The organism is Streptomyces sp. NPDC050085, assembly GCF_044460595.1.
Taxonomy (GTDB): Bacteria; Actinomycetota; Actinomycetes; order Streptomycetales; family Streptomycetaceae; genus Streptomyces.
Window position 1 is genome coordinate 95,132 of the sequence record NZ_JBITJZ010000018.1, and the last position, 21,711, is coordinate 116,842.

Here is a 21,711-nt window from a genome sequence, read left to right on the forward strand (position 1 = left end):
TGACATCCTCCTGCCGCTCGATGCGGCGCAGTCTAACCAGCAATGTGGTCCGACCACTACCGAGGTGGTCGGACCTTTTTGATGTCGGGAAGGGTCTCAGAGGCGTAAAACCCGAGAAAATTTGGCGCCGGAGGGTGTTGGCGCAGCGAAGTGGTCTGATAAATATCTCGGCGCGGCCGGTGCTAGGACGGCATGACCCGGCCGCGTCCCCCATGACTTCCGGAGCCGAGGAGCGGTCCGATGACTGGCACCACGAAGCGCACGAAGAGTTCGAGAGCGGGAGCGCTGCGCACGGCGGCCCTGCTGGGGTGCGCCGCCCTCGCCCTCAGCGCATGCGGCAGCACCAAGGACGACACCGCCGGATCCGGTGGTGGAGGTGGTGACGGCAAGGGCAAGGTCGGCGTCATCCTGCCCCTGCTGACCTCCCCGTTCTGGCAGTCGTACAACGACTACGTGCCGAAGATGGCGAAGTCCGAGGGCGTCGACGCGCTGAAGACGGTGAACTCCAACAGCGACCCGTCGCAGCAGATCACCGACATCAACAACCAGCTCAACCAGGGCGTGAAGGGCCTCGTCGTGGCCCCGCTGGACAGCGCCGCGATCGCCGCGGGCCTCGACCAGGCCGAGCGCAAGGGCGTCCCCGTCGTCGCCGTGGACGTCGCGCCCGAGAAGGGCAAGGTCGCCATGGTCGTGCGCGCGAACAACGTCGCGTACGGCGAGAAGGCCTGCGAGTACCTGGGCAAGACCGTGAAGTCCGGCAAGGTCGTGCAGATCATGGGCGACCTCGCGTCGGTCAACGGCCGTGAGCGCTCCGAGGCGTTCAGGAACTGCATCAAGTCCAAGTACCCCGAGCTGAAGGTCCTGGAGATCCCCGCCAAGTGGGAGTCGGACACCGCCGCCTCCAAGCTGGACACGCTCCTCAACGCCAACCCCGACCTCAAGGGCATCTACATGCAGGCGGGCGGCGTGTACCTCGCGCCGACGCTGCAGACCCTCAAGTCCAAGGGCATGTTGAAGACCGCGGGCCAGGCCGGGCACATCGCCATCGTCTCGAACGACGGCATCCCGCAGGAGTTCGACGCCATCCGCAAGGGCCAGATCGACGCGACCGTCTCGCAGCCCGCCGACTCGTACGCCAAGTACGGCATGTACTACATCAAGGCGGCGATGCAGGGGAAGACGTTCAAGCCGGGCCCGACCGACCACGACTCGGAGATCGTCAAACTGCCCAGCGGCATCCTCGAGGACCAGCTGCCCGCTCCGCTGGTCACCAAGGACAACGTCGACGACCCCAAGCTCTGGGGAAACACGGTCAAATGACGGACACCACGCACCAGTTGGCGCCACCGTTGGTGGAAGCCACCGGCATCGCCAAGCGGTACGGGCCCACGGTCGCCCTCGCCGACGGCCGGCTGACCGTGCGCGCGGGCGAGTCCCACGCGCTGGTCGGCCGCAACGGCGCGGGCAAGTCGACGCTCGTCACCGTCCTCACCGGTCTCCAGGCACCGGACGCGGGCACGCTGCTCTTCGACGGCGAGCCCGCGCCGGCCCTCGGCGACCGGGAGGCCTGGCGGTCCAAGGTGGCCTGTGTCTACCAGAAGCCCACGGTCGTCCCGGAGTTGACGGTCGCCGAGAACCTCTTCATCAACCGGCAGCCCGAGGCCCGCCGCGGCTTCTTCAGCTGGAAGAAGCTCCGCACGCAGGCAGCCCAGCTCCTCGATACCTGGGACATCCACGTCGACCCCGACGCGCGCACCGCCGACCTCAAGGTCGAGGACCGCCAAATGGTCGAGATCGCCCGGGCGTTGAGCGGCGGTGCCCGCTTCATCGTCCTCGACGAGCCGACCGCGCAGCTCGACAACCGCGAGATCGAGCGGCTCTTCGCCCGCATGCGCGGCCTGCAGGAATCCGGCGTCACCTTCCTGTTCATCTCGCACCACCTCCAGGAGGTGTACGAGGTCTGCCAGACGGTCACCGTGCTGCGCGACGCCCGCTGGATCACCACCGCGCCGGTCGCCGAACTCCCGCGCCCCGCACTGGTGGAGGCGATGGCGGGCGAGGCGATCGCCGAGCAGGCGGCGGCCGCGGCCGAGGCCGTCGTGGAGCAGGACGGTGTCGACGCGCCGGTCGTGCTCGACGTACGCGGGCTGACCTCGGACACGTACAGCGGCATCGACCTGACCGTGCGCCGCGGCGAGGTCGTCGGCCTCGCCGGATCCAGCGCCAGCGGCAAGATCGCCCTCGCGGAGTCGCTGGCCGGACTGCACACGCCGACCTCAGGGACCGCCCAACTCGACGGCAGGCAGCTCCCGTTCGGGGACGTGTCGGCAGCTCTGAAGGCGGGCGTCGGCTGCGTGCCGCGCGACCGCCACGACCAGGGCCTCGTCACCGGCATGTCCATCGGCGACAACGCCACCATGACCGTCCTCGGGCGCCTCGGCCGCTACGGCTTCGTCGGCACCGACCGCAAGCGCGGCTTCGCCCGCGACCTCATCCAGCGCCTAGACATCCACGCCGAGGGTCCCGACCAACCCGTCTCCGACCTCTCCGGAGGCAACGCCCAAAAGGTCGTCATGGCACGGGCGTTGGCTTCCGACCCGCACCTGCTCGTCCTCATCAACCCCACGGCCGGCGTCGACGTGAAGTCCAAGGAGTCCCTCCTGCGCCGCGTCGACAGCGCCCGCGACGACGGCACCGCCGTCCTCGTCGTCTCCGACGAACTCGACGACCTGCGCCGCTGCGACCGGGTCCTGGTCCTCTTCCACGGCCGGGTCGTCGCGGAGCACGCCGCGGGGTGGACGGACCACGACCTGATCGCCTCCATCGAGGGCGTGGCCCGTGACTGACCTCAAGGCAATGAAGGAGCCCACCATGGCTGAGACCCGGGCCCCGTCGGCCCCGGCCGCCAAGACCCCCGCCCCCACCACAGGCACCGGCACGGCCAAGACGGTCCTGTTGCGCAGGGCCCGTGAACTCGCCCTGGTTCCGGCCCTGGTGCTGCTCCTGATCCTCGGCGCGATCGTCAACGACTCGTTCCTCACCGAGCGGAACCTGATCTCCATCCTCGGCGCGTCCGCCGCCCTCGCGATGGTCGTCCTCGCCGAGTCGCTGGTCCTGATCACCGGCAAGTTCGACCTGTCCCTGGAGTCGGTCGTCGGCATCGCGCCCGCCGTGGGCGCACTGCTCGTCCTTCCCGTCTCCCAGTCGGGCTGGGGCACCGAGTTCCCCGCCGCGCTCGCCCTGCTCGCGACCCTCGTCGTCGGCGGAGTGATCGGCGCCTTCAACGGGATCCTGGTCGTCAAGTTCAAGCTGAACGCCTTCATCGTCACGCTGGCCATGCTGATCGTGCTGCGCGGCCTGCTCGTCGGCTCCACCAAGGGCAAGACGCTGTTCGGCATGCCGGACTCGTTCTTCTCCCTCGCCACCACCACGTTCCTGCGGATCCCCATGTCGGTGTGGCTCGCCGCCGTGGCGTTCGGCGTCGCCGGACTCGTCCTCAAGTACCACCGCGTGGGCCGTGCCCTGTACGCGATCGGCGGCAACGCCGACGCGGCCCGCGCCGCCGGCATCCGCGTCGAACGCGTCATGCTCGGCGTCTTCGTCGTGGCCGGAGTGCTCGCCTCCGTCGGCGGCATCATGCAGACCGGCTACGTCGGCGCCATCAGCGCCAACCAGGGCAACAACATGATCTTCACGGTGTTCGCCGCGGCGGTCATCGGCGGCATCAGCCTCGACGGCGGCAAGGGCACCATGTTCGGCGCGCTCACCGGCGTCCTGCTGCTCGGCGTCGTACAGAACCTGCTCACCCTCGCCCAGGTGCCGTCGTTCTGGATCCAGGCCATCTACGGCGGAATCATCCTGCTCGCCCTGATGATCGCCCGCGTCACCACCGGCCGCGCCCAGGACTGACCCGAGCCCCACACCTGCCCGAAAGGCAACACGTGTCCGCAACCACCCCACGCGTCACCGCGGTCGACACCTACGACATCCGGTTCCCGACCTCCCGGGAGCTGGACGGCTCCGACGCCATGAACCCCGACCCCGACTACTCGGCCGCATACGTCGTCCTGCGCACGGACGCCGCCGACGGACACGAGGGGCACGGCTTCACGTTCACCATCGGCCGCGGCAACGACGTCCAGGTCGCCGCGATCCGGGCGCTCACCCACCACGTCGTCGGCCGGCCGCTCGACGAGCTGTGCGCCGACCCGGGCAGCCTCAACCGCGACCTGATCGGCGACAGTCAACTCCGGTGGCTGGGGCCCGAGAAGGGCGTGATGCACATGGCGATAGGTGCCGTCGTGAACGCGGTGTGGGACCTCGCCGCCAAGCGCGCGGGCCGGCCGCTGTGGCAGCTGCTCGCCGACGCGGAACCCGAGTGGCTCGTGCGGCAGGTCGACTTCCGGTACATCGCGGACGCGCTCACCCCTCAGGAGGCCCTCGGCCTGCTGCGGGCCGGGCGCGAGGGGGCGGGGGAGCGCACCGCCCGCCTCAAGGAGCACGGCTACCCGGGGTACACCACCTCGCCCGGCTGGCTCGGCTACTCCGACGAGAAGCTGACCCGCCTCGCCCGGCAGGCCGTCGCCGACGGCTTCACCCAGATCAAGCTGAAGGTCGGCGCCGACCTCGACGACGACATCCGCAGATGCCGCACCGCCCGCGAGGTCATCGGCCCGGACATCCGCATGGCCATCGACGCCAACCAGCGCTGGAACGTCGACGAGGCGGTCCAATGGACGCGCGCCCTCGCCGAGTTCGATCCCTACTGGGTCGAGGAGCCCACCAGCCCCGACGACATCCTCGGCCACGCCGCGATCCGCAAGGCGGTGGCCCCCGTGAAGGTCGCCACCGGCGAACACGTCCAGAACCGCATCGTCTTCAAGCAGTTGCTCCAGGCCGGGGCGATCGACGTCCTGCAGATCGACGCGGCCCGCGTCGGCGGCGTCAACGAGAACCTCGCGATCCTGCTGCTCGCCGCCAAGTTCGGCGTCCCCGTCTGCCCGCACGCCGGCGGCGTCGGCCTGTGCGAGCTCGTCCAGCACCTGTCGATGTTCGACTACGTCGCGCTGACCGGCACCACCGAGAACCGCGTCATCGAGTACGTCGACCATCTGCACGACCACTTCCTCGACCCGGTCGTCATGCGCGAGGGTCACTACACAGCGCCGACCGCACCCGGGTTCTCCGCCACGATGCGGCCGGAGTCCATCGCCGAATTCACCTATCCCGACGGGGAGTTCTGGGCCAAGGACCTCGCCCCGCACGACGCACCCCACACGAACGGAGCCGCAGCATGACCGACAGCGCCGCCCGCCCGAACGACTTCGCCGGACTCAAGGCCCTCGTCACCGGCGGCGCCTCCGGCATCGGCCGCGCCACCGCCGAACTGCTCGCCGCGCGCGGAGCCGAGGTCGCCGTCCTCGACCGCGACATCACCGCCGTCGACAAGCCCCTGCGCGGGTACGCCGCTGATGTCACCGATGACGTCACCGTCCGCGCCGCCGTCGCCGCCGCCGTCGCCGACCTCGGCGGACTCGACGTCGTGGTCAACAACGCGGGCATAGGCGCCCAGGGCACCGTCGCCGACAACGACGACGCCGAGTGGCACCGCGTCCTCGACGTGAACGTCATCGGCATGGTGCGCGTCGCCCGCGCCGCGCTGCCCGCCCTGCGGGAATCGGACCACGCCGCGATCGTCAACACCTGCTCCATCGCCGCCACCGCGGGCCTGCCGCAGCGCGCCCTGTACTCGGCGTCCAAGGGCGCCGTGTACTCCCTCACCCTCGCCATGGCCGCCGACCACGTCCGCGAAGGCATCCGCGTCAACTGCGTCAACCCCGGCACCGCGGACACCCCGTGGATCGGCCGCCTCCTCGACAGGGCCGACGACCCGGCCGCCGAACGCGCCGCGCTCGAAGCCCGCCAGCCCACCGGACGCCTCGTCTCCGCCGACGAAGTCGCGGGCGCCGTCGCCTACTTGGCGAGCCCCCTGTCGGGCGCGACCACCGGCACCTCCCTCGCCGTCGACGGCGGCATGCAGGGCCTGCGCCTGCGGCCCGCGGGCCAGTGACCGCGATGCGGACCCGCAAACTGGGCCGGGGCGGCGTCCCGGTCACCGAGCTCGGCTTCGGCGCGGCGGGCATCGGCAACCTGTTCACGCCGGTCCGCGACGACGAGGCGTACGTGGCCCTCGACGCCGCCTGGGACGCGGGAATCCGGTACTTCGACACGGCCCCGCACTACGGCATCGGCCTGTCCGAGCGCCGCGTCGGCGAGTACCTGCGGACCCGGCCCACGACCGCGTACACCCTGTCCACGAAGGCCGGCCGCCTCCTCGAGCCGTACGACGGCGTCGCCTCCGGTGAGGACGACCTCGCGCACGGCTTCGCGGTGCCCGCCACGCACCGCCGCGTCTGGGACTTCAGTGCGGCGGGCGTGCGCCGCTCCGTCGAGGACAGCCTCGGCCGGCTCGGCGTCGACAAGATCGACGTGGTGTACCTCCACGACCCCGACGACCACGGCGAGCAGGCCTTCCGCGAGGCGTACCCGGAGCTCGAACGGCTGCGTGGCGAAGGTCTCGTGGACGCCATCGGCGCGGGCATGAACCAGGCGGCGATGCTCACCCGGTTCGTCCGCGACACCGACGTCGACGCCGTCCTCTGTGCCGGGCGCTACACCCTGCTCGACCAGCGGGCCCTGCACGCACTGCTGCCCGAGGCCTCGGCCCGCGGCGTGTCCGTCGTCATCGGCGGCGTCTTCAACTCGGGCCTGCTGGCAGACCCGAAGCAGGGCGCCACCTTCGACTACGCCCTCGCCTCGCCGGACGTCGTCTCCCGCGCCCTGAGGTTCAAGGCCGTCGCCGAGCGGCACGGCACCACCCTGCGGGCCGCCGCACTCGCCTTCCCCTTCGGGCACCCGGCCGTCACCAGCGTGCTCGTCGGCACCCGCTCGGTCGCCGAAGTCACCGACACCGTCGAGCAGTTCGCGACCTCGGTACCGGCGGAGTTCTGGGCCGAGGCCCGCGCCCGCAACCTGCTCGCCGCCGACGTCCCCACCCCCGAACAGGAGCCGCGCGCGTGAGAGTCGCCCTGCACACCACAGTCCGCGCCGACCGGGTCGAGGAGTACGAGGCCGCGCACCGCGAGGTCCCCGCCGAGCTCGTCGCCGCCATCCGCGCGGCCGGGGCGACGCAGTGGACGATCTGGCGCAGCGGCACGGACCTCTTCCACGTCCTGGAGTGCGAGGACTACGCCCGGATGCTCGCCGAGCTGGAGAAGCTGCCCGTGAACATTGCCTGGCAGGCCCGCATGGGCGAGCTCCTCGACGTCAGCCACGACTATTCGTCCGACGGTGCCGGGGCCGGACTGCCGGTCGTCTGGGAGCTGCCGTGACCTCGACGGCAGGGGGGATCATCGACGCCCACCACCACGTCTGGGACCTCTCCGTACGCGACCAGGACTGGATCACCGGACCCGAACTCGCCCCGATCCGCCGTGACTTCACCCTCGACGACCTCGCACCGGACGCACGGGCGGCGGGCGTCGAGGCCACCGTCCTCGTGCAGACCGTCACCGTCGCCGAGGAGACCCCGGAGTTCCTCGCCCTCGCCGCGCGCAGCGACCTCGTCGCCGGTGTCGTCGGCTGGACCGACCTGACCCGCCCCGACGTGGCCGAGACGCTCGCCGCACTGCGTCAACTCCCGGGCGGAGAGCACCTGGTGGGCATCCGGCACCAGGTGCAGGGGGAGCCGGACCCCGAGTGGCTGCTCCGCCCCGACGTGCGGCGCGGCCTCGCGGCGGTCGCCGACGCGGGGCTCGTGTACGACCTCGTGGTCCTCCCGCACCAGCTGCCCGCCTGCACCAAGGCGGCCGCCGACAACCCCGAACTCACCTTCGTCCTCGACCACTTGGGCAAGCCGCCCATCGCCTCCGGCGAGCTCGACCCGTGGCGCTCCCAGGTGCGCGCGCTCGCGGAACGGTCCAACACCGTCTGCAAACTCTCCGGCATGGTGACCGAGGCCGACCGGGCCACGTGGACCGTCGAGACACTGCGCCCGTACGCGGACACGGTCCTGGACGCCTTCGGACCCCGTCGCGTGATGTTCGGCTCCGACTGGCCGGTGAGCACCCTCGCGGCGACGTACCGGCAAGTCGTCGATGCCGCCGTCGAGTTGGTCGGCGGCACGGACGAGGACGTCTTCGCCGGGACGGCCCGCCGCGTCTACCTCAGCCGCGTCGGCGGCAGCAGCTCGCGCACATAGGTCCGCTCCCACCAGGCCCCCGTCGCGCGCAGCTCGCGCCACGTCGTGTACCGGTAGCGGTACACGTGCGCCCGGACGTACACCGGCGGCGCGTCGGGGAACGGGCAGTGGCGCAGCAGCCGCAGCGTGTCGCGGTCGCCCGCGAGGAGCCGCTCGATCAGCCCCGCGAACCAGCCGCGGGCGTACGCGGGCGACAGCGCGGCGAACCACATCATCCAGTCGAGCCGCAGATGGTAGGGCGCGAACTGCCGCGGCAGGCGGCGCGGGTCGCCGGGCTTGCCCTTGAACTCGTAGGCCCGCCAGTCGGATTCGGGCCGCGGCGTGCTGTCCGCCGTGCCCTCGATCACGATCTCCTGCCGGATCCGGCCGACCGTGCCGAAGGCCCCGTACGTGTTGACCAGATGCAGACAGTCGTAGGACCGGTTCATGGACTGGCGCCGGGAAAGCAGATTGCGCACCGGACGCACGCTCAGGACGACGACCAGTGCAGTGAGGGCCGAGACCACGACCTCGTACCACAGGGGCGCCGCGGGCAGCGCAGGAGAGGTGTGCAGCGGCGACAGGTCGAGCACGGAGGCGGCGAGCACGACGGCGAGCCAGTTCAGCCACGCGAAGTTGCCCGACAGGATCAGCCACAGCTGGGTGACGATCATCAGCGCGGCCGCCGCCGAGGCGACCGGCTGCGGGGTGAACAGGAGGAAGGGCACGGCGAGTTGGGTCACGTGGTTGGCCGCCGCCTCCGCCCGGTGCAGCGGCCGCGGCAGCCGGTGGAAGAACCAGCTCAGCGGGCCCGGCATCGGCTGCGTCTCGTGATGGAAGTACAGGCAGGTCAGCTTCCGCCAGCAGGTGTCGCCGCGCATCTTGATCAGCCCGGCGCCGAACTCCAGGCGGAACAGCACCCAGCGCAGCAGGAACAGCACGAGGACCGGCGGCGCCACCTGGTCGTTGCCGAGGAACACCGCGAGGAAGCCGACTTCCAGGAGCAGTGACTCCCAGCCGAAGCCGTACCAGGTCTGGCCGACGTTCACGATCGACAGGTACAGCGCCCACGGCACCAGCCACAGCAGCATCGCGCCCCAGAGCGGGAGCAGCCCGTCCACGCCCGCGAGCAGGGCCGCGGCGACCGCCGCACCCGTCCACGCGCACCCCGCGAAGAAGCGGTCCGAATAGTGCAGACGGAACAACGTCGGCGCGCGGCGCCACGGCACGCGCGCGAGGAACCCCGGCACCGGCAGCATCCCGCGCTCTCCGATCAGCGCCCGGAACTGCAGCGCCGCCCCGGCGAACGCCACCAGGTACAGCGCCGCCAGACCGCGCTGGAACACCAGGCGGCTCAGCCAGAGATCGGGGGCGCAGAACCAGTCCACGTCCTCAGTGTGGGCCCGCCCGCGCGCCACGGTCACGACTTGCGGGCCCGTACGGCCCACTCCAGACAATGGGGACATCTTGCTGGTGCACGGTTGGGAGAACAGGTGCGCACACGGACCAGGGCCAGAACGTACGTCACCGCACTCGGGATATCCGCGGCGCTGCTGCTCGCCGGATGCTCGGGCGGCGGCGACAAGAACTCCGCCGACGGCAAGGGCGAGCTGTTCCTGCAGCCCGTCGCCGCACAGGGCCCCGACCCCTTCACCGACTCCACCGCCGCCTCCGACGCGAGCGCCCCGCCCGTCACCCGAACGCCGCAACCGTCGCCGACCGGCAGCGCCTCCGCCACCGTCCAGGGGGAACGCACCATCTCCGGTGCGACTCCCGGCCTGTACGGCGGCACCCACGCGATCGGCAGCTGCGACGTCGAACAGCAGATCCGCTTCCTCACGTCCGATCAGGCGAAGGCGGGCGCGTTCGCCGAGGCCTCCGGCATCGAGCGGGCCGACATCCCGGGCTTCCTGCGCGGTCTGACGCCCGTCGTGCTGCGCGCCGACACCCGCGTCACCAACCACGGCTACCGCGACGGCAGCGCCACCACGTTCCAGTCCGTCCTGCAGTCCGGCACGGCCGTGCTCGTCGACGGATACGGGATGCCGCGCGTGCGCTGCGCCTGCGGCAACCCGCTGAAGCCGCCGGTCGCCTTCAGCGGTACGCCCAGCCACCAGGGGCAGCAGTGGAGCGGCTACCGGCCGGCGCAGGTCGTGGTGGTGACCCCGGCGCCGCAGATCATCCAGAACATCACCATCATCAACGTCGTCAACAACACCTGGATCGAGCGGAAGATCGGCGACGAGGGCGATCACGACCGCGTGGTCCCGCCGCCCACGCCGACCCCGGTCACCCCCACCCCGACGCCCACGCCGGACGACAGCACCACCTCGCCCGCGCCGACGGACTCCGACTCCGACAGCGCGACCCCGGACGAGGACGCGTCCAGCACGGACTGCCCGACGCCCACGCCGAGCGGCACCTCCACCACCGGCACGCCCACGGACACCCCGTCCCCCTGGCCGTCCGGCTGCCCCACGCCGACCCCCGTCCCGGCGACCCCGACCACCCCGGACAGTCCGGACGCGGACAGCGCCGCCCCCGACTCCGTCGTCCCTGACACGCCCACCGAGGACGCCCCGGACCAGGACGTCCCCTCCGAGGAGACGCTCCCCGAGGACGTCCCCTCCGACGACACGGGCGCGACGGGCGAGGACACCGGCCCCGACCTGGTTCCCGAGAACCCGGACCAGTCCGACAGCGCAGGCCTGGTCCCGGACGCGACCGACACATGACCACATGCGGCCCCGTGGAGCTCGGCCTAGCGTGGGCGTATGGCAGCGGGCAGCGGGGGCGGTGAGGAGGCCGGGGACTCCCCGGTCGGGGAGAGCCCGGAGGACTCGTCGCGCGGATTTCTGGAGGCCTACGGGGCCGGCCTGCGCATGGGCAGCTTCGACTGGGACCTCGACTCCGGCCTGATGCACATGGACGCCAGCGCCCACGACGTCTTCGACATCCTCCCCGAGGAGTACGACGGCCACCCCGAGACCCTCGGCCTGCGCGTGCCGCCCGGCGAGGGCGGCCGCCTCGACACCCTCGTCTCGCAGGCCCTCAAGAGCGGCGAGGAGAACTACGGCGCGTACTTCCGCATCCGCACCCGCCGGGGCGAGATGCGCTGGACCCACACCCGCGGCTACATCCGCCGCGACGAGAGCGGCCGGCCGCGCCGCATCGTCGGCATCGTGCGCGACGCCACCGACGAGCTCAACGACGCCGCGGTGCAGCACGAGCGCGCCGCACGCGAGGCCATCAGGCGCCGCGAGACCAGCGTCGTGCAGAACACCACCGCCGCCCTCGCGCACGCCCGCACCGTCAAGGAAGTCATCGACGTGCTGCGCGAGACGCACGGCATCGAGCACCTCGGCGCGACCAGCTTCGTCATGGGCCTGGTCCGCGCGGGCCGCATACACCTGGTCGCCGAGGGCCCCTCGGGCAGTTTCGTGCCCGGCACGCACGTCACCCGCATCGACGACCCGTACCCGATGGGTGAGGTCGTGCGCACGCTCAGGCCCCGCTTCATCGAGTCACCGGAGGACTTCGCGGACTCGTACCCGCTGCTGTGGCCGCACATCACCCACCTCGGCATCCGCTCGGCCGCGTATCTGCCGCTCATCGCCCAGGCCCGGCCCATCGGCGCGGTCGGCCTGCTCTACCACGACCGCAAGGGCTTCACGGAGTCCGAGCGCAACGTGCTCGTCGCCCTCGGCAGCAGCATCGCGCAGAGCCTGCAGCGCGCCATGTTCTACGAGCAGGAGAAGGACCTCGCCCAGGGGCTGCAGCAGGCGATGCTGCCGCGCACCATCCCGAACGTGCCGGGCGCCGACATCGCCGTGCGCTACCGCGCCGCGTCCGGCCAGTCCATGGGCCGCGACATCGGCGGCGACTGGTACGACGTGATCCCGCTGCCCGGCGGCCGCGTCGGCGCCGTCATCGGCGACGTCCAGGGCCACGACACGCACGCCGCCGCCGTCATGGGCCAGCTGCGCATCGTGCTGCGCGCGTACGCGGCGGAGGGGCACACCCCGGCCACGGTCATGGCCCGCGCCTCCGTGTTCCTGCACGAGCTCGACACCGAACGCTTCGCGACCTGCCTGTACGCGGAGGCCGACCTGTCGACCGGCGTCGTGCAGATGGTGCGCGCGGGCCACCTGGACCCGCTGCTGCGCCGCACCGACGGCACCTGCCGCAAGGTGCCCGTGGACGGCGGTCTGCCGCTGGGCCTGTCCGCCGAGTTCGGGCGGCTCGAATACCCCGTGACCACGGTCGAACTCGACCCGGGCGAGATGCTGTTGCTGTGCACCGACGGCCTCGTCGAACAGCCCGGCGCCGACCTCGACGACGGCCTGCACGCCCTCACCGCGATGATCGGTGCGGGCCCGGTCGACATCGACCGGCTCGCCGACCGGCTGTGCGAGTCCGTCGACGAGCGCGGCGGCGAGGACGACGTGGCGCTGCTCCTGCTGCGCCGCCGCGGCGTGGGCGCCTCGCAGAGCGGCGGCCGCCTCACCGAACACGTGCCGCCCGGTGACCCGGACGCGCTCAGCGCCGCCCGGCACATGATCCGCGCCGCCGTCCGCGCCTGGGGCGCGGGGGAGCGCGCCGACGAGATCGAGCTGGTCGCCGACGAGCTCGTCACCAACGCCCTGATGCACACCGACGGCCCGGCCATCGTCACCCTGCGCGTGCTCACCGGACCCGACCGAAGACTCAGGGTCGACGTGGAGGACTCCTCCAGCGCCCTGCCGCGCCGCCGGGAAGCGGGCGACGACGGCGTCTCGGGACGCGGCCTGCTCCTCGTCGACCGGCTCGCCGACGTCTGGGGAGTGGAGGCGCGCGGCGGCGGCAAGTGCGTCTGGTGCGAGTTCGTCGTCCCCGCGCGCCCCTGAGGTCCGTCAGCCGCTCAACCCGGCGTCGTCCAGCGCTGGTTCGCCCCGCCCGAGCACGTGTAGACGATGAGCCGCGTGCCGTCCGCGCTCGCTCCGCCCTCCGCGTCCAGGCACTTCCCCTGGTTCACCAGCGTCTGGCCGGAGCGGGTCCACTTCTGCCCGGCCGAGCCGTCGCAGGTCCGCAGCTGCACCGAACTCCCGCTCACCGCGACGCACTTGAACAGGGCCCGCACCGAACCGTCGTGCGCGAGAACGAAGTTCTGGTGGTTGCCGCCCCCGCACGACCACAGCTCGAGCGGCGTCCCGTCCGTGCTGGAACCGCCCGTCACGTCCGCGCACTTCCCGTCGATCCCGGTGACGGAGCCCGACGCCGAGTTCCCGATCGCGTCCTCCTGCACGCTGCCGCCCGACACCTTCGTCACCTTCGCGTACGCGGCACACGTACTGCTCACGGAGGTGCCGCCGACGGTCGCGGTGACGCCCGAAGGGCCCTGCGGCAGATCGAACCCGGCCCGCGAGTACGGCTCGTCCTCGCAGGTCGCCGCGTTGTTGTTCCAGTCGAAGTATTCGACCCAGTCCACCATCCCGGACGCGCTGACCTGCGCACCCGCCCCCACCTGCAGACTGCCCAGCACGAACGACGTCCCGGCCGTGGCATCGGTGATCGTCGCCCGGTACCAGCCCGCGTCCGTGTCGGGAGCGATCCGGAACGTGTAGTGGTGCCCGGCCGCGAACGCCTGGTTGAAGCGGCAGGTGTAGCCCGAGCCCGTCTCGTCGAAGGTCTGGCAGTACGTGCCCGACGACCCGGGCCGCGCGGCCGTCGAGTCCCACAGGGAGAACAGGAACATGCCCGTGCCGGTGCGCCAGCGCTGCTGCCCGATGTAGCCGCCGACGCCGTTCGTGAAGCCGAACTGATGGGCCCAGTAGACGTTCCCGCGCCCCGGGTCCGCCTCCACCGTCGTACCGAAGGTGACCTCCGACAGGGCCGAAGTGCCGGACGGGAACGCGTAGTTGGTGTACGTGCCGGGCGTCTGACCCGCGGCCTGCGCGGGCGCGGCGGACAGGCCGAGACAGGCGGCGACGGCGACCACGGCCGCCGCGCACAGGGATCTCCAGCGGAACACGATGCCTCCAGGAGGGTGGGGGAGTATGGCATGTGCACGTTCAATGGGGGTGTGGTGTCGAGGGTGCGCCCCGCGTCGCCCCCTGGGGATGGACTTTCCGGAGCGGCTCCATGGACTCTTCGATGGCACCCTGGACGTATGCCGGAACTGCCCGAGGTCGAAGCGCTGAAGGACTTCCTCACCGAGCACCTGGTGGGGCACGACATCATGCGCGTCCTGCCGGTCGCCATCAGCGTCCTGAAGACGTACGACCCGCCGCTCACCGCCCTCGAAGGCCGCACGGTGACGGCGGTGGCCCGGCACGGCAAGTTCCTCGACCTCGCCACCGACGGCGGCCCTCACCTCGTCACCCACCTGGCCCGCGCGGGCTGGCTGCACTGGAAGGACCGCCTCCCCGACGGCCCGCCCAAACCGGGCAAGGGCCCCCTCGCCCTGCGCGTCGCCCTCGAGACCGGCGCGGGCTTCGACCTCACCGAGGCGGGCACCACGAAGAAGCTCGCGGTGTACGTCGTCCAGGACCCCGGCGACGTCCCGGGCGTCGCCCGGCTCGGCCCCGACCCCCTCGCCGACGACTTCGACGAGGCGGCCTTCGCGAAACTCCTCGCCGGGGAGCGGCGTCAGATCAAGGGCGCACTGCGCGACCAGTCACTGATCGCCGGGATCGGGAACGCGTACAGCGACGAGATCCTGCACGTGGCCCGCATGTCCCCGTTCAAGCTGGCCGCGAGCTTGACGCCCGACGACCTCCACACGCTCTACGAGGCCGTGCGCGCGACCCTGACGGACGCCGTGGAGCGCTCGCGCGGGGTCGCCGCCGGGCGGCTGAAGGCCGAGAAGAAGAGCGGGCTCCGCGTCCACGGCAGGACCGGCGAGGCGTGCCCGGTGTGCGGCGACACGATCCTGGAAGTCAGCTTCAGCGACAGCTCGCTGCAGTACTGCCCGACCTGCCAGACCGGCGGCAAGCCGCTCGCGGACCGCCGGATGTCACGCCTGCTCAAGTAGCACGGGCGGCCGAGGTCACCAGGGCAGGATCGCCATGGCCTCCACTTCGAGCAGCAGATCGGGCCGGAACAGCGCCGCCACCTGCACCGCCGAACTCGCCGGGGGCCGCTTGGTGTCGATGTGCGCGTCCCGCGCCTCCCGCACCTGCGGCAGGATCCCGATGTCCGTCACGAAGTACGTCAGCTTCACGACGTCGGTGAACGTCGCCCCGGCCGCCGCCAGACAGCGGCGCAGATTCTCGAAGACCTGCCGGGCCTGCGCCGCGGCGTCCCCGGCTCCCACCAGCTCGCCGTTCCCGTCCAGGGCGATCTGCCCGGACACGACGACGAGCCGCCCCTCGCCGACGACCACGTGGCTGTAGCCGTTGCCCGGCACCACGCCGTCGACCGGCGGCATCTCGAACATGGACCCGTCGTCGTCTGCTTCGTTCACTTCGGTCACTTTGTCCTGCACGGGAACCCCCTCCGTCCGTGTGCGAAGGGCCCACCCTAAACGAGCCGATCACCGCACCGGCAACACGAGCAGCCGTCCCCCGCCCGCGTCCCGCACCTCGAACCGCCCGATCTCGCCCGGCTGTTCCGCGGCCCCGCCCTGCACCTCGACCCGCTCGCCCCGCACCGCCCAGCTCGCCACCGTCTCCTCGCTCCCGTCCCGGCCCACCGCGACCAGTTCGCAGACCCGCGGCCCGCCCGAGTCCCGTACGTCGAGGGCGACTTGCGTGCCCCACATCCGCTCGTCCGCGGTGAGTGTCGCGGCGACCCCGGACGCCGGGTCCCGGCCGCGCAGCGTGAAGGCCTGCGCGGGGCCGCCGGTCCTGGCCAGTGCCGCCGCACCGACCCCCGCCGACGCCAGGAGCAGCGCCAGGGCGGCCGCGCTCACCCACAGCCGTCTCCGGGCTGCCCCGTGCACCGCCGCGAGCCGGTCCACGATCCGCTCCACCAGGGTCGGGGCGGGCCGCGCGAACCACTCCACGCAGCGCGGAGTCGCCCGCGCGTACACGCTCAACACGCCTGTCGCGGGCCCGAGTTCACGGACCTGCTCGGTGCACACCGCGCACTCCAGGAGATGGTCCTCGAAGCGGAACCGGTCCGCCGCGTCCAGGACCCCCAGTGCGTAGGCGCCGGCGTCGCGATGCCGTTCCAGGGACCTCATGCGTTCCTCCTGCTCTCGCCCACCGGTACGCACCAGGCGCCCGATTCACTCAAGCGAGCAGCCCATTACACTCCGCCGCATGCTGCGCGTACTGGCCGTCGACGACGAGGAACCCGCCCTCGCCGAACTCCTCTACCTGCTGCGCTCCGACTCCCGCATACGTTCGGCGGAGGGCGCCACCGACGCCACCGAGGCGCTGCGCCGCATCGGCCGCGCCCTGGAGGAGGGGCCCGGCGGCGAGGGCGCGATCGACGTGCTCTTCCTCGACATCCAGATGGCGGGGCTCACCGGGCTCGACGTGGCGCGGCTGCTCGCCGGGTTCGCCCGCCCGCCGCTGGTCGTCTTCGTCACCGCCCACGAGGACTTCGCCGTGCAGGCCTTCGACCTCAAGGCCGTCGACTACCTCCTCAAGCCGGTCCGCCGCGAACGCCTCGCGGAGGCCGTGCGCCGCGTCTGCGAACGCGTGGCGGTGGCCCCGCCGCCGGAGACCGTCGCCGACCGCATACCCGTCGAACTCGGCGGCGTCACCCGCCTGTTGGCAATCGCCGACATCACGTACGCCGAGGCACAGGGCGACTACGCCCGCCTGCACACCGCGGACGGCACCAGTCACCTGGTCCGCATCCCGCTGACCACCCTCGAAGAACGCTGGCAGCCCCTCGGCTTCGTCCGCGTCCACCGCAGCCACCTCGTCTCCCTGCACCGCATCGACGAACTCCGCCTCGACGGCGGCGGCATGTCCGTCCGCGTCGGCGCCGCCGAGATCGCGGTCAGCCGCCGCCACGCCAGCCGCGTACGCGAACTGCTGATGCGCCGGACCGGTGGCTGACCAGCTCCTTCCCTCTTCCTGGGGCCTTCCTAGGGCGGCCCGCACCTGCCTACACTCCGCCCGTGTCCGAACCCCGTCGCGAGGTGGTGACCGGCGAGCCGCGCACGATGCACGGCGCGACCGGTCTGCCGGGCCTGCGCACCCAGGGCGAGATCGACGAACAGACCACGCTCGGCGCCGCCTACGTCCGCTCGCTCATGCGCAGCCAACTGCGCGCGGGAGCAGCCGCGTTCGCGGTCCTGGCCCTGCCCGTCGCCGTCCTCCCGCTGTTCTTCGGCGCCCTGCGCAACGCGGCCGTGGAATGGCTCGTCCTCGGCTTCGGCTGCTACCCGTTCCTCGTCCTCATCGCCTGGTGGTACGTGCGTCGCGCCGAGCGCAACGAACGCGACTTCGCCGATCTGGTGCGCGGCCGCGACACCGGAGCACAGTGAACGAGGCGTACGCGATCCCCGCGGTGGCCGTCGTCGTCCTCGCCACGGTCCTCATCGGCGGCTTCGGCCTGCGGATCTCCCGCACCACCTCCGACTTCTACGTCGCCTCGCGCACCGTCGGACCCCGCCTCAACGCGGCGGCGATCAGCGGCGAATACCTCTCCGCGGCGTCCTTCCTCGGCATCGCGGGCCTGCTCCTCGTCCACGGCCCCGACATGCTCTGGTACCCCGTCGGCTACACGGCGGGCTACCTCGTCCTCCTCGTCTTCGTCGCCGCCCCCCTGCGCCGCTCGGGCGCGTACACGCTGCCCGACTTCGCCGAGGGCCGCCTGGAGTCGCGCCAGGTGCGCCGCGTGGTCAGCATGTTCGTCGTCGGCGCGGGCTGGCTCTACCTGGTGCCCCAACTCCAGGGAGCCGGGCTCACGTTGCAGATCCTGACCGGAGCGCCCCGCTGGTTCGGCGGCACGCTCGTCGCCGCCGTCGTGGTCCTCGCCGTCGCCGCGGGCGGCATGCGCTCCATCACCTTCGTCCAGGCCTTCCAGTACTGGCTGAAGCTGACGGCGCTCCTCGTCCCCGCGTTCTTCCTGCTGCTCGCCTGGCACGGCGCGGGCGGCTCCCCGGCCGACGCGCTCCCGGACGCCCTGTCCCCGGCCGGTGCCGGCGCGGACCAACCGCTGGCCACCAGCCGCGCCGACCATCCGCTGTACGCCACGTACGGGCTGATCGTCGCCACGTTCCTCGGCACCATGGGCCTGCCGCACGTCGTCGTCCGCTTCTACACGAGCCCGAACGGCCGCGCCGCCCGCCGCACCACGGTCGTCGTCCTCGCCCTGATCGGCGCGTTCTACTACCTCCCGCCGCTCTACGGCTGGCTCGGCCGCCTCTACGCTCCCGAACTCACCGCCACGCACGACGCCGACGCCACGGTCCTGCTCCTGCCGGGCCGCGTCGTCGACGGGGTGGCCGGCGACCTGCTGGGCGCGCTCGTGGCGGGCGGGGCGTTCGCCGCGTTCCTCTCGACGGCGTCCGGCCTCACGATGGCCGTGGCCGGGGTCGTCAGCCAGGACGTCCTGCCCGCGCGCGGCGTACGCCACTTCCGCCTCGGCGTGGTCCTGGCGATGGCGGTACCGCTGGCCGGAGCGCTCCTGGTCGACGGCGTGCCGGTCGCCGACGCGGTGGGCATGGCCTTCGCGGTGTCGGCCTCCTCCTTCTGCCCGCTGCTCCTCCTGGGCATCTGGTGGCGCCGCCTGACCCCGCCGGGCGCCCTCGCGGGCCTGTTCCTCGGCGGCGGTTCGGCGCTGATCGCGGTGACGTCCACGGTGGCCGGAGTCGCCACCGACGGGTGGCTCCACACCCTGCTGGCCTGGCCCGCCCTCTGGTCGGTCCCGGTCGGCTTCCTGACGATGATCCTGGTCTCCCTGGCGACGCCGAACGCCATCCCGCCGCACACGACGGCCACGATGACGCGCCTCCACCTCCCGGAGGCCCTTTGGGGGCGTGGGGCCGTGTCGATCAGCGGCTCCGCCGCGGCGCGCGAGAGCAATGGTGACGCCGAATGACCGGCACGGTGACAGCAATCCTCCTCGCCCTCTGCCCCGTACTCCTGGCCGCCGGTTTCGCCGTAGGCAGGCGTACCGCCCACCCCGCGGGCCGCAGTGACGTGGGCACCCCGGTGGAACGCGCCACCTTCGAGACCCTGCACACGGCCTCGCTCGCCGCCCCGGCCCTGCGCGCGGGCCTCACCGAGGAGACGGCCCGCAAATCGGCCCGCCGCCTGCGCAGCCTCCTCGGCACGGACGCCCTCGCCCTCACCAACCGCTCCACGGTCCTGGCCTGGGACGGCGCGGCCGAGCACCCGCACGCCAAGCACGTCATGGCCGAGGTCGAACCCGTCCTCGCGGCGGGCCGCTCCGTCGCGTTCGACTGCGGCTGCGACACCGTCGACTGCCCACTGCGCTGGGCCGTGGCGGCACCGGTGGTCGCCGACGGCCGCGTCCGCGGAGCCGTCGTCGCCTACGCGCCCCACGAGTCCGCGGTCCTGGCCCGCGCCACGGACGAGGTGGCCCGCTGGGTCTCGGTCCAGCTCGAACTCGCCGAACTCGACCGCTCCCGCACCCGCCTGATCGAGGCCGAGATCAAGGCCCTGCGCGCCCAGATCTCACCGCACTTCATCTTCAACTCCCTCGCGGCGATCGCCTCGTTCGTCCGTACCGACCCCGAGCGGGCTCGTGAACTCCTGCTGGAATTCGCCGACTTCACCCGCTACTCGTTCCGCCGCCACGGCGAGTTCACGACCCTGGCCGACGAACTCCACTCCATCGACCAGTACTTGGCCCTGGTCCGCGCCCGCTTCGGCGACCGCCTCTCCGTCACCCTGCAGATCGCCCCCGAGGTCCTCCCCGTCACTCTCCCCTTCCTCTGCCTGCAGCCCCTGGTCGAGAACGCGGTGAAGCACGGTCTGGAGGGCGCGGTCACCCGCAGCCGCATCTCCATCGGCGCGACGGACGCGGGCGCCGAGGCCGAAGTGGTCATTGAGGACGACGGCGTCGGCATGGACCCGGACGAACTCCGCGCGATCCTGCGCGGAGAGTCGGGCACGTCCCACGGCATCGGCCTGTCGAACGTCGACGAACGCCTGCGCCAGGTCTTCGGCGACGCGTACGGCCTCGTCATCGAGACCGGTGTCGGCGCGGGCATGAAGATAACGATCCGCATCCCGAAGTACCGGGCGGGCGTGTACGCGCCCTGAGCGGCTCAGAACAGATGAATCGCCAAGTGCCCCAGCGGAAGGCCGAGTTGCCACGCCGGCGTCCACACCTGCGGGCCCTCCTCCTCGTCCGGCACGGGCACGGCGTCGAGATCGGGAGCGAGCAGTTCGGTCTCCTCCAGCCATCTCCACGCCGCCGTGGCGAGGTCCAGATCGGGCGAGGGGCGCCCGGCGCCGCGCGCCCGGCCCTCGCGCTCCGCGAAGCGCGCCCGCACCCAGGCCTGCCACGGCTGGTCGTACGCCGTCAGCGACGACCACGTGTCCAGCTGCGACACCACCCGGATCCCGGACAGCTCGTCGTCCGAGTCGGACAGGAAGATCGTCAGGGCGAGCGCGTCGCGCCCCGCCCGGAACTCGAAGGACGTGGGGGGCATCAGATCCCCGGTACGCAGCAGCTCGTCCGCGATGTACTCGGCGTACAACCACGCCATGGGAACGACGAGTTCACCGCCGTCGGCGCCCGAGGCACCGCCCTGGCTCTCGTGCAACATCCTTTCCTGCCTTCCTCCGGTCCGTGCGCTTCGCCGGCCCCCGGGCCCCACCCGTCCAACTCGCCGGGGAGGACAGCGGATTACTCAACCGAGGAAACAGCACACTGAGCAAGGCGCTTTACCGATGCTTGACTTGGACCCCGGTTTCACCGCAGGTCAGGCGCATAGCCCGGAAGTACCCGCCGCAACGCCCGCAACGCGTAGTACGCACGGGACTTCACAGTACCCGGGGGGATGCCGAGTGTTCGTGCGGCCTCCGCCACACTGGCGCCCTTGAAGTACACCTCGAGCAGCACCGCCCGGTGCTCGGGGCTGAGCGTCGCCACCGCCTCGCGCACGTCGAGGGCGGCCGCGGACCGCTCGGCGTGGTCGGCGCACACCCGCGCACTCTCCAGGACCGCGTCGCCCACCTCCGCGGGCCGGGCGAGCCGGGCCCGCCGCGCGTCGATGGCGAGGCGCCGGCCGACCGTGAACAGCCACGGGCGCACCGACTCGTGCGACGACGAGCCGAGCGCCTCGGGATGCTGCCAGGCCCGCATGTAGGTCTCCTGGAGCAGGTCCTCGGCCCGCTGCCGGTCCCCGTCACACAGCCGCAGCAGGAACGAGAACAGCGGCCCGCCGTGCTCCCGCTGGACCTGGGCGAGGTCCTGTTCGGGTGTCGTGGGTGTCGTGAGCGCCGTCGTCATGCGCGTATGGCAGCGCACGGTCCCGGGCCCGCCCAGGGGCCGCGCGAGGCTCTGCGGCAGGCGGTCGAAGCCGTCGACGAGCGGTGCGGTGAACGGGCCGAGTG

The 21,711-nt window shown here is 72.0% G+C and carries 21 protein-coding genes; 15 read left to right on the top strand and 6 right to left on the bottom strand.

What is annotated here, in order from left to right; all coding sequences use genetic code 11:
- The first annotated feature begins 240 nt into the window (after nucleotides 1–240).
- Genes ACIBUY_RS38220 through ACIBUY_RS38255 form a run of 8 tightly spaced genes read left to right on the top strand, consistent with a single transcriptional unit; the run spans nucleotide 241 to nucleotide 8,260 of the window.
- A complete protein-coding gene (locus ACIBUY_RS38220) occupies nucleotides 241–1,320 on the top strand; it encodes a sugar ABC transporter substrate-binding protein (protein ID WP_365574277.1) in 1,080 nt (359 codons plus the stop codon).
- Nucleotides 1,317–2,846, top strand: a complete 1,530-nt coding sequence (locus ACIBUY_RS38225) for a sugar ABC transporter ATP-binding protein (protein ID WP_399155108.1) — start codon at nucleotides 1,317–1,319, stop codon at nucleotides 2,844–2,846. Before ACIBUY_RS38220 ends, ACIBUY_RS38225 begins: the two co-directional genes overlap by 4 nt.
- A gap of 25 nt (nucleotides 2,847–2,871) precedes the next feature.
- The gene (locus ACIBUY_RS38230) at nucleotides 2,872–3,909 is read left to right on the top strand and encodes an ABC transporter permease (protein ID WP_399155109.1); all 1,038 of its coding nucleotides are present in this window, start codon (nucleotides 2,872–2,874) and stop codon (nucleotides 3,907–3,909) included.
- A gap of 32 nt (nucleotides 3,910–3,941) precedes the next feature.
- On the top strand, nucleotides 3,942–5,297 hold the full coding sequence (locus tag ACIBUY_RS38235; RefSeq protein WP_399155110.1) for an L-fuconate dehydratase: 1,356 nt from the start codon (nucleotides 3,942–3,944) through the stop codon (nucleotides 5,295–5,297).
- Nucleotides 5,294–6,070, top strand: coding sequence for an SDR family oxidoreductase (locus tag ACIBUY_RS38240; RefSeq protein WP_365574289.1), 777 nt, complete (start codon nucleotides 5,294–5,296; stop codon nucleotides 6,068–6,070). Before ACIBUY_RS38235 ends, ACIBUY_RS38240 begins: the two co-directional genes overlap by 4 nt.
- A gap of 5 nt (nucleotides 6,071–6,075) precedes the next feature.
- The gene (locus ACIBUY_RS38245; RefSeq protein WP_399155111.1) at nucleotides 6,076–7,080 is read left to right on the top strand and encodes an aldo/keto reductase; all 1,005 of its coding nucleotides are present in this window, start codon (nucleotides 6,076–6,078) and stop codon (nucleotides 7,078–7,080) included.
- Nucleotides 7,077–7,391, top strand: a complete 315-nt coding sequence (locus tag ACIBUY_RS38250) for an L-rhamnose mutarotase (protein ID WP_365574295.1) — start codon at nucleotides 7,077–7,079, stop codon at nucleotides 7,389–7,391. The genes ACIBUY_RS38245 and ACIBUY_RS38250 overlap by 4 nt, the downstream gene beginning before the upstream one ends.
- On the top strand, nucleotides 7,388–8,260 hold the full coding sequence (locus ACIBUY_RS38255; RefSeq protein WP_399155112.1) for an amidohydrolase family protein: 873 nt from the start codon (nucleotides 7,388–7,390) through the stop codon (nucleotides 8,258–8,260). The genes ACIBUY_RS38250 and ACIBUY_RS38255 overlap by 4 nt, the downstream gene beginning before the upstream one ends.
- Here ACIBUY_RS38255 and ACIBUY_RS38260 read toward each other — a convergent pair.
- Nucleotides 8,221–9,627: a lipase maturation factor family protein gene (locus ACIBUY_RS38260; protein ID WP_399155113.1), complete on the bottom strand. Its 1,407-nt coding sequence runs from the start codon at nucleotides 9,625–9,627 to the stop codon at nucleotides 8,221–8,223. The two genes, ACIBUY_RS38255 and ACIBUY_RS38260, sit on opposite strands and share 40 nt — an antisense overlap.
- A 105-nt stretch (nucleotides 9,628–9,732) precedes the next feature.
- Between ACIBUY_RS38260 and ACIBUY_RS38265 the strand changes: the two genes are divergently transcribed.
- Both ACIBUY_RS38265 and ACIBUY_RS38270 read left to right on the top strand, forming a co-directional pair.
- Nucleotides 9,733–10,974, top strand: coding sequence for a DUF6777 domain-containing protein (locus tag ACIBUY_RS38265; protein ID WP_399155114.1), 1,242 nt, complete (start codon nucleotides 9,733–9,735; stop codon nucleotides 10,972–10,974).
- A gap of 39 nt (nucleotides 10,975–11,013) precedes the next feature.
- Entirely contained in the window at nucleotides 11,014–13,125 is a 2,112-nt protein-coding gene (locus tag ACIBUY_RS38270) for a SpoIIE family protein phosphatase (RefSeq protein ID WP_365574308.1), read from the top strand.
- 14 nt (nucleotides 13,126–13,139) lie between these two features.
- Here ACIBUY_RS38270 and ACIBUY_RS38275 read toward each other — a convergent pair whose 3' ends face one another.
- Nucleotides 13,140–14,249: a ricin-type beta-trefoil lectin domain protein gene (locus ACIBUY_RS38275; protein WP_399155115.1), complete on the bottom strand. Its 1,110-nt coding sequence runs from the start codon at nucleotides 14,247–14,249 to the stop codon at nucleotides 13,140–13,142.
- Nucleotides 14,250–14,387: 138 nt separating this feature from the next.
- Here ACIBUY_RS38275 and ACIBUY_RS38280 point away from each other — a divergent pair, with 138 nt between their 5' ends.
- A complete protein-coding gene (locus ACIBUY_RS38280) occupies nucleotides 14,388–15,251 on the top strand; it encodes a DNA-formamidopyrimidine glycosylase family protein (protein WP_365574313.1) in 864 nt (287 codons plus the stop codon).
- A 15-nt stretch (nucleotides 15,252–15,266) separates the two neighbouring features.
- Here the strand turns inward: ACIBUY_RS38280 and ACIBUY_RS38285 are convergent, their stop codons facing one another.
- Nucleotides 15,267–15,656 (bottom strand): RidA family protein, encoded by a 390-nt coding sequence (locus ACIBUY_RS38285; protein ID WP_365574453.1) that lies wholly within the window; start codon nucleotides 15,654–15,656, stop codon nucleotides 15,267–15,269.
- A 96-nt stretch (nucleotides 15,657–15,752) separates the two neighbouring features.
- Complete coding sequence (locus tag ACIBUY_RS38290; protein ID WP_365574316.1) at nucleotides 15,753–16,403, bottom strand: zf-HC2 domain-containing protein; 651 nt, start codon at nucleotides 16,401–16,403, stop codon at nucleotides 15,753–15,755.
- Nucleotides 16,404–16,482: 79 nt separating this feature from the next.
- On the opposite strand from ACIBUY_RS38290, the gene ACIBUY_RS38295 reads away from it, so the two are divergent.
- The 4 genes from ACIBUY_RS38295 to ACIBUY_RS38310 all read left to right on the top strand — a co-directional run bounded on the left by ACIBUY_RS38295 (nucleotide 16,483) and on the right by ACIBUY_RS38310 (nucleotide 20,412).
- Complete coding sequence (locus ACIBUY_RS38295; RefSeq protein ID WP_365574319.1) at nucleotides 16,483–17,232, top strand: LytTR family DNA-binding domain-containing protein; 750 nt, start codon at nucleotides 16,483–16,485, stop codon at nucleotides 17,230–17,232.
- 86 nt (nucleotides 17,233–17,318) lie between these two features.
- Entirely contained in the window at nucleotides 17,319–17,663 is a 345-nt protein-coding gene (locus ACIBUY_RS38300; RefSeq protein ID WP_399155136.1) for a hypothetical protein, read from the top strand.
- Nucleotides 17,660–19,222, top strand: coding sequence for a cation acetate symporter (locus tag ACIBUY_RS38305; protein WP_399155116.1), 1,563 nt, complete (start codon nucleotides 17,660–17,662; stop codon nucleotides 19,220–19,222). The genes ACIBUY_RS38300 and ACIBUY_RS38305 overlap by 4 nt, the downstream gene beginning before the upstream one ends.
- The gene (locus ACIBUY_RS38310) at nucleotides 19,219–20,412 is read left to right on the top strand and encodes a sensor histidine kinase (protein ID WP_399155117.1); all 1,194 of its coding nucleotides are present in this window, start codon (nucleotides 19,219–19,221) and stop codon (nucleotides 20,410–20,412) included. The genes ACIBUY_RS38305 and ACIBUY_RS38310 overlap by 4 nt, the downstream gene beginning before the upstream one ends.
- A gap of 5 nt (nucleotides 20,413–20,417) precedes the next feature.
- Here ACIBUY_RS38310 and ACIBUY_RS38315 read toward each other — a convergent pair whose 3' ends face one another.
- Both ACIBUY_RS38315 and ACIBUY_RS38320 read right to left on the bottom strand, forming a co-directional pair.
- On the bottom strand, nucleotides 20,418–20,921 hold the full coding sequence (locus ACIBUY_RS38315) for a hypothetical protein (protein ID WP_365574329.1): 504 nt from the start codon (nucleotides 20,919–20,921) through the stop codon (nucleotides 20,418–20,420).
- Between the two features lie 146 nt (nucleotides 20,922–21,067).
- The gene (locus ACIBUY_RS38320) at nucleotides 21,068–21,607 is read right to left on the bottom strand and encodes a sigma-70 family RNA polymerase sigma factor (RefSeq protein WP_365574332.1); all 540 of its coding nucleotides are present in this window, start codon (nucleotides 21,605–21,607) and stop codon (nucleotides 21,068–21,070) included.
- Nucleotides 21,608–21,711 lie beyond the last annotated feature (104 nt).

What these genes read in the sequence shown, in the direction of transcription:
- ACIBUY_RS38220 (WP_365574277.1), top strand. Translation starts at nt 241, where the DNA reads ATGACTGGCACCACGAAGCGCACGAAGAGTTCGAGAGCGGGAGCGCTG.
- ACIBUY_RS38225 (WP_399155108.1), top strand. Translation starts at nt 1,317, where the DNA reads ATGACGGACACCACGCACCAGTTGGCGCCACCGTTGGTGGAAGCCACC.
- ACIBUY_RS38230 (WP_399155109.1), top strand. Translation starts at nt 2,872, where the DNA reads ATGGCTGAGACCCGGGCCCCGTCGGCCCCGGCCGCCAAGACCCCCGCC.
- ACIBUY_RS38240 (WP_365574289.1), top strand. Translation starts at nt 5,294, where the DNA reads ATGACCGACAGCGCCGCCCGCCCGAACGACTTCGCCGGACTCAAGGCC.
- ACIBUY_RS38245 (WP_399155111.1), top strand. Translation starts at nt 6,076, where the DNA reads ATGCGGACCCGCAAACTGGGCCGGGGCGGCGTCCCGGTCACCGAGCTC.
- ACIBUY_RS38270 (WP_365574308.1), top strand. Translation starts at nt 11,014, where the DNA reads ATGGCAGCGGGCAGCGGGGGCGGTGAGGAGGCCGGGGACTCCCCGGTC.
- ACIBUY_RS38280 (WP_365574313.1), top strand. Translation starts at nt 14,388, where the DNA reads ATGCCGGAACTGCCCGAGGTCGAAGCGCTGAAGGACTTCCTCACCGAG.
- ACIBUY_RS38285 (WP_365574453.1), bottom strand. Translation starts at nt 15,656, where the DNA reads ATGTTCGAGATGCCGCCGGTCGACGGCGTGGTGCCGGGCAACGGCTAC.
- ACIBUY_RS38290 (WP_365574316.1), bottom strand. Translation starts at nt 16,403, where the DNA reads ATGAGGTCCCTGGAACGGCATCGCGACGCCGGCGCCTACGCACTGGGG.
- ACIBUY_RS38295 (WP_365574319.1), top strand. Translation starts at nt 16,483, where the DNA reads ATGCTGCGCGTACTGGCCGTCGACGACGAGGAACCCGCCCTCGCCGAA.
- ACIBUY_RS38310 (WP_399155117.1), top strand. Translation starts at nt 19,219, where the DNA reads ATGACCGGCACGGTGACAGCAATCCTCCTCGCCCTCTGCCCCGTACTC.
- ACIBUY_RS38315 (WP_365574329.1), bottom strand. Translation starts at nt 20,921, where the DNA reads ATGTTGCACGAGAGCCAGGGCGGTGCCTCGGGCGCCGACGGCGGTGAA.
- ACIBUY_RS38320 (WP_365574332.1), bottom strand. Translation starts at nt 21,607, where the DNA reads ATGACGACGGCGCTCACGACACCCACGACACCCGAACAGGACCTCGCC.